A 6,281-nucleotide genomic window follows, 5' to 3' on the forward strand; every position below is an offset into this window, starting at 1 on the left:
TCTTCCGCATGTTGCGCGACTGGACCACGGCCAACCGCCACGGCACGGTCACCACGGCCGACTTCACGGCCCACGCGGGAAGGTACGCCCCACACTCGTTGGACGACCTCTTCGGCGCGTGGCTGTATCGCGGACCGCTACCACCGCTGCCTCGGTAGCGGGGCCGCGGCGAGCCCGAAGGCATCCTCTCCCTGAACCCCGGCCACGAACCTCGACCGGGCCACTGGGGCACCGGGGCACCGGGCCATCAGGCCGCCTACAACCCGCCCTTCGCTACCTCGCCCTCGACGGCGCCCGGGTCGGTGGCGCACTCATCGCTGCCTCAAGGAACGTGAGCGCCCAACGCTCGGCCTTCGCGCCCCGCCGACCCGCCGACCCGCCGACCCGCCGACCCGCCGACCCGCCGACCCGCCGACCCGCCGACCCGCCGCAGGAGCGTTCCGTGGCGGGCGCGGTGAATCAGCCCAGGTACATCTCCAGTTGGAGGTTGTCCGGGTCGCGGAACGCGATCAGGGTGAAGCCCGTCTTCGGGGTGATCTGGATGCCTGAATGGGTGACGCCCGCTGCGGTCAGCCGGGCGCTCCACGCCTCCATGTCGGCCATGGTGGCGACCGCGAACGCCAAGTGGTCGAGGCCCGTGCGGCGTTCGTTGAAGTCGGCGTCGCCGTCCGGGTGCCGGTGCCTGGTCAGTGCGATGACGGCGCCGCTTGCGTGGCGCAGGATGCGCCGGTCGAAGTCGTCGGTGTCCCACGGGATCAGCGGTGCGAAGTCGAGGACTTCGGTGTACCAGCGCACGGAGGCGTCGAGGTCGCGCACGTTCAGTGCGATGTGGTGAAATCCGGAGATGTTCGCGTCCGACACGTGTTACGCCTCTCGTCGTCACGGTGCGCCTCTACCAGCGCGTTCACGATCCTAGGTGCCGGGCCGTCGCCGGGGGGCGAGCCGCCCTCGGCGAGCAGTCCGGGAAGCCCAGGTCAGCCCGGGAGCGTGTGGAGAAGCCCCGGAGCCCCGGCCCGGGTTCGACGTCGTCCGGGTCGACGTCGTCCGGGTCGGGGCAGGGGGTCAGCGGGCTGGGAGGGCGGGGGTCTCAGCGGGCCGGGAGGTCGAACGACCAGCCCTTGGCCGTGTACTCGGTGATCAGTCGGTCCACCGCGTCCACCGTTTGTTGGCGGTCGCCACCCGCGTCGTGGAGGGTTATCACGCCGGTGGGCGTGATGCCGTCGCGCAAGCGCTGGAGCAGTACGTCCACGCCGGGCAGTTCCCAGTCACCCGGCATCAAGGTCCAACTCAGCGGGCGCAGGCCCAGGTTCGCGGCCACTGCGGGGGATTGGCCCCAATTGCCGTATGGGGCACGGAAGTACGGGATCTCCACGCCCGGTACGGCGGAGCGGATCTGCGCGTTGGTACGGACGATGTCGGCCTCGATCTCCGTCGAGGACACCGAGGTGAGGTCGCGGTGGCCGTAGGTGTGGTTGCACAGGGTGTGGCCGTCGGCGACGATCGCCCGGACCTGCGCCTGCTGCCACTCGACCTGCTCGCCGACGACGCAGAACACCGCCTTGACCTGGTGCTTCTTGAGCACTTGGAGCAGTTGCGGAGTGAACTGGGGACTCGGTCCGTCGTCGAAGGTGAGGGCGATCCGATTGCCCGGATGAGCCGTCGTGGTGATCAGGGCCGGACTCACCGGTCCCACCGCAGGAGCGGCGATGCCGGCGACGGACACGGGGGCGGCGGCGGGCGCGGGTAAGGCCCTGGCGGCCGGGGCGCCGGCCCAGGTCGTAGCGGCGCAGACGAGCGCGGTCGTGAGGGTCGCCCAGCGGCGACGAACGGCGCGGGTCTCTGCGGTGCGGATCTTTCGCATGCAACATACCTTTCGAACCGATAAAGCATCGCTATTTCGTGCGCGAGTCGACTCCGGGCCGCCGACGAAGTACGTCGCATTCCGTTCACCCCGTGGTAACCGGTGATATCCCAACCTGTGGAAATGGACCGTCCGTAAACGGATCCCCTCGGCCGCGCACACGAAACAAAGCCTCCGGATTTCCGATCGGAGCGCCGGAATCAAGCGTAGCTCTATGTATCCAATCCATGGCTGTGTGCTATTACACCTGCTCTAGAGCTTGACCATGTGATCAAAATCGGTCATAATCTGGCATCGCATTGTTCGCGCACAACGATCGGCAGAAAAGGAGAAACGTTCCTTCAGGAAAAGCAGAACTCTTTTATTGCGTACGTCACCGATATTCGTCATCGGAGTCGTTTGTGTGTCGGGCCAGGATCCGTAAATCGGTTGTCCGACGCTGTCAAGGACGTCGGCACGGGTCGATGAATGCCCCGAAGCCGATCAGCAGCCGAGGCCGGTGGGCGGGGACGCCGCGAGGGTGAGCGCTGCGCTGCGCAGTTCGGCTGCCCAGGTTTGCGGGTCGGGGCCGGTCGAGTACTCCATGCAGCACACGCACGCGGGGATCAGTGCCAGGAATGCCCGCTCCTCGGCCGTTTCCGGGCTCACCTCACACCGGTCGCTCGCCACGAGTTCGGTGGGCGTGATCTCCCCGTCGACGAACCGCGTTGCCAGTCTCCGCAGCGCATATCGGTAGGCCGCCTCGGGAGCCGGCAGTTCGACCCCGGCCTCCGACAGAGCATGTTCGAACAGTTCGCGGACGTCACCGCGATCCGCGTTGCGCGGTAGCCCGGCAAGCTCGCACAGGGCCGGAGTATCCCATCCGGCTACCAGCGCATCGGCGACGAGCATCGGCAGGTCCGCCGCGTCGATCTCGTCGGCTCGGTATCGCCAGACCAGTTCGAGCAACGACAGATGGGGGGCACGTGCTCGGGGGTTCAGTCCCGTCGTCATCTCTGCGCAACTCCGATGGGTGGTCGGGTGAGTCCGGCCCGAAGCGCCGCCCACCTTCGGGGTGGTCGAGTCTCGGGGTGGTCGGGTCTCGGGGTGGTCGAGTGTCGGGGTGGTCGAGTGTCGGGGTGGTCGACTCTCCGGGTGGTCGAGACTCGGGTGGTCGAGTCTCGGTGTCGGTGCGAACTCGCGATATCGACCGGGTGGTTCGCTCCTGCGAGTGGCTGCCGGTGCGGGCGACCCGCGCTCGCTCAGGCGTCGGGCTCGGCCGGGCACAGGGCTCGGAAGGTGTCGGCCCATACCTGCAAGGAGCCCGGGTCGATGCCGTCGATGACGCGGCGGCGACTCATGGCCGCGAGCAGGGCTCCCAGTGCCTGGGGGCGGAAGTCCTCGCGTGGGTCGACTCGCAGGCGCTCTGCGGCGATGGTCGCGACCCTGTGCGTGACGGCGTCGATCTGGGCAACGCCGTAGTCGTGGACCGCACGGATGCCCATGAACCGGCGGCGCAGTGCCTCCCGGCGGGCGGTGTGCTCGGCCGGATCCTCCAGGTTTCCCTCACTCACGGTCAGCGCGTGTTCGAGAGCGGGGAACAGGTCGAGCTCGGCCGGCGCGGCGGCGAACGCCTCGAGGATGACGTTGCCGAAGTCACCGTTGAAGAGCAGGGATTCCTTGGTGGGGTAGTAGCGAAAGAACGTACGGTGTGCCACCTCGGCCCGGCGGCAGATCTGCTCGATCGTGGTGTGCTCGAAGCCTTGGACCTCGAACAGGCCGAGCGCGACCACGGAGATCATCTGTCGAGTCCGTGCCTTCTTGCGTTCCCGCAGGCCCGTGGGCGCTTTCGAGTCCCCCGCTGATTCGTCCATGTTGTTTCCCCGTACCCCTGTCCCTCGCGTCGGCGGCCTGCCGCCGACCATCGAGATGGTACGCAATCACGTTTGGTGCCCTTCCCGCAGCACGGGCGCTGATCACGGCGGGAGGGGCCTTCCCCAGGGCGAGAGGTCGAGGGTTGGGTAGCGCTGTGCCATGGCGCGCAGCGTGTCGGGATTCCAGAACGGGTGCCCGGCGGGTGGGAATCCGAACAGGGCGAGTTGGCTTGCCGTCGCGCGTTCGACGAACCGGTACCAGGCGGTGTCGTGGCTGCGGTCCGCCCACGGTCCGCGCAGGGCCCAATCGGCGGATGCCGGACGGTAGTTGACGTGCATGGTGAAGCGTGCCCCGCGGGGGCGGGTCAGTCCGGTGCCGCGATGGAAGGTGTCGAGTCCGAAGGCGACGACGGTGCCGGCCGGGCCCGCGGCGGATACCTCCGCGTCGTAGAGCGCGCGGGTGTCGCCGGCGGTGACGAACGCGCGCAGGTCGTCGTCCGGGGCGGCCCCGGGATCGGCCCAGGGACGCAGGTACCAGTTGGGGCAGGCGGGGAGGTGTCGGGTGTGCTCGCGGGGGACCAGATGCGGCGGTCCCAGGTCCTCCGGCACGTCGCACAGGTAGACGAACATCTCCACCTGGCGGCACCCGACGGCAACGGTGGGGACCAGGACGGTGTGGTTGAGGTAATCCCGGTGCAGGTCCTGGTCGTAGTCGGCGGCACCGGTGTACTTCGCCCACGCCTCGGCCTGGTACATCCGCAGGTCGTCGTCCCCCGCGAGCGCGGCGGCCAGGTCCGTCAGGCGAGGGTGTACCGCCAACAGGCTCAGCTCGGGGGAGGCGAAGGGGAACGTGTCGATCCCCGCGAACTCGTCGTCGACGTATCGGCGGCGGCGGGGGTCGAGCCCGTCGTGGAAGTCCGCGGCCGTCGGGTGGAGCGCTTCGAGACCGGCCTGTGCGGACGCCAGCTCCTCGGCCGAGACGAACCCCGGCAACACGACGAATCCGTCCCGCGACCATCGCGCGCAGACCTCGTTGGTGTCCATTGACCCAGAGTGCGCCGAACTCCCCATCCGGACAATCGAATTCGAGCAGGGAACGCACGATCGCACGCCGCCGCAGCGCCCAGGAGGGCTCGCGGGTCTCCAAAGTGCCTGATGCTGAACCCCGAAACCGCAGGTCAACCCGCAAAGGTCCGATATAGGAAGTTTGCGGAAGCGTTCGCGGAAGAATCACGGCGCCCGTTCGGCGAACGGAATCTCTGGGGCACCCAGGGCAGGTGAGTCTCTAGAGCACGGTCACCACGTCCCTGGTCGGCGTGGGGCCCCGACCTCCGGGTCCGGCGTCGTACTCGCGGTAGCCGTTCGGGCCGGGTAGCCGCCCGGGTGTACGCCCGGCGGTGGACGCTCGCTGGGGAAGGCCCCGGCTACGATCGGCCCGTGCCCGCGGGCAGTTCGTCTCCGTCGATCTCGACTCCGGTACCCACGAAGCCGCGCTCGTCGCTTCGTCCACCCTGTCCGACCCTGTCTGCCGTTGTCCGTGCCGTGCTCGCCGCGCCGGTCGGCCTGATCGTGGTAGTCCTGTGTTTCGCGCTGCATACGTTGTTGTATCGAGCGGAGGAGTCCTACACGCCGTTGGCGACGATGGCTGCGGCGATCGTGGCCGTGCTGCTCGCCTTGCCGGTGGGGCCGCTGCGCAAGCGGCCGTTGCCGGTGCTCGCGATCATGGCGGCCGAAGCGATCGCGGTACTGCTCCTGCGCGACCGGGCCTGGCCGCTGGTCCCGGCCCTTGCCGTTCCGGTCGGCCGGTACGCCGCCGATGCGTCGCGCCGTAACGGCACGGTGGCGGCTGGGCTGGTATGGGCCGCTTGGGGCGCCGTGTTCGTCGGCCGGTGGGCAGTCGACACCGGCAGCGACACCCTGGGCGACGTGCTCACCCAACTCGCGGCCGGTCTCGTCATGGTGCTGATCGGCTGGATGATGGGCACCTCGGCCCGGCAACGCCGCGACCACCTCAAGGCGCTGCACACCAAGGCGGCGGCCCGCGCGGTACTGGCCGAACGGCTGCGGATCGCCCGGGAGTTGCACAACATGGTGGCGCACAGCGTCGACGTGATCGCGATCCGGGCGGGCGGGCGCGGCGAGCCTGCTCCTGGACTCGCAGCCGGCCGGCGCGCGCACCGCGCTCGACGCGATCGAGAGCACCAGTCGGCAGACCCTGGCCGGGCTGCGCCGGATGCTGGCCTCGCTGCGCCGGGGTCGACGGGGACACCGGGCCCGACGGCGCCCGGCTCGCGCCGATGGTGGGCCTGGAGGGGGTCGAGCGGTTGGTCGCGACCGCGGCGGAGGCGGGCGTACGGGTGGACGTGGCCCGGCACGGCCAAGGGCGCCCGCTGCCACCCGAGATCGACCCGACCGCGTTCCGGATGGATCATCCAGGAGCCGGTCACCAACACGGTGCGCCACTCCGGCACCCGGCGGTGTCGGGTCTCCTTGGAGTACTTGGCCGAGGAACTGGCGATCGAGGTGATCGACGACGGCGACGGCGGCGGCACGGCAGGCACCACTTC

At 69.3% G+C, this 6,281-nt stretch carries 6 protein-coding genes; 1 reads left to right on the forward strand and 5 read right to left on the reverse strand.

The genetic code is table 11. The annotated features are described in order from the left end of the window. Positions 1-459: 459 nt before the first annotated feature. The 5 genes from GT354_RS32685 to GT354_RS32705 all read right to left on the reverse strand — a co-directional run bounded on the left by GT354_RS32685 (position 460) and on the right by GT354_RS32705 (position 4,758). Positions 460-861: a VOC family protein gene (locus tag GT354_RS32685; protein ID WP_161359996.1), complete on the reverse strand. Its 402-nt coding sequence runs from the start codon at positions 859-861 to the stop codon at positions 460-462. Between the two features lie 226 nt (positions 862-1,087). Further along, the gene (locus tag GT354_RS32690; RefSeq protein ID WP_161359997.1) at positions 1,088-1,861 is read right to left on the reverse strand and encodes a polysaccharide deacetylase family protein; all 774 of its coding nucleotides are present in this window, start codon (positions 1,859-1,861) and stop codon (positions 1,088-1,090) included. A gap of 483 nt (positions 1,862-2,344) precedes the next feature. Then, positions 2,345-2,854 carry a hypothetical protein gene (locus tag GT354_RS52895; RefSeq protein WP_202512573.1) on the reverse strand — a complete coding sequence of 170 codons (510 nt, stop codon included), beginning with the start codon at positions 2,852-2,854 and terminating at the stop codon, positions 2,345-2,347. 248 nt (positions 2,855-3,102) lie between these two features. Further along, positions 3,103-3,714 (reverse strand): TetR family transcriptional regulator, encoded by a 612-nt coding sequence (locus GT354_RS32700; protein WP_161359998.1) that lies wholly within the window; start codon positions 3,712-3,714, stop codon positions 3,103-3,105. Positions 3,715-3,816: 102 nt separating this feature from the next. Further along, positions 3,817-4,758, reverse strand: coding sequence for a phytanoyl-CoA dioxygenase family protein (locus tag GT354_RS32705; protein ID WP_161359999.1), 942 nt, complete (start codon positions 4,756-4,758; stop codon positions 3,817-3,819). A gap of 498 nt (positions 4,759-5,256) precedes the next feature. Here GT354_RS32705 and GT354_RS54820 point away from each other — a divergent pair. After that, positions 5,257-6,281 (forward strand): hypothetical protein (locus GT354_RS54820; protein ID WP_237535705.1); only part of this gene is annotated, 1,025 nt, incomplete at its 3' end.

The sequence above is a fragment of the Streptomyces sp. SID3343 genome (assembly GCF_009865215.1).
In the GTDB taxonomy this organism is placed as follows: Bacteria; Actinomycetota; Actinomycetes; order Streptomycetales; family Streptomycetaceae; genus Embleya.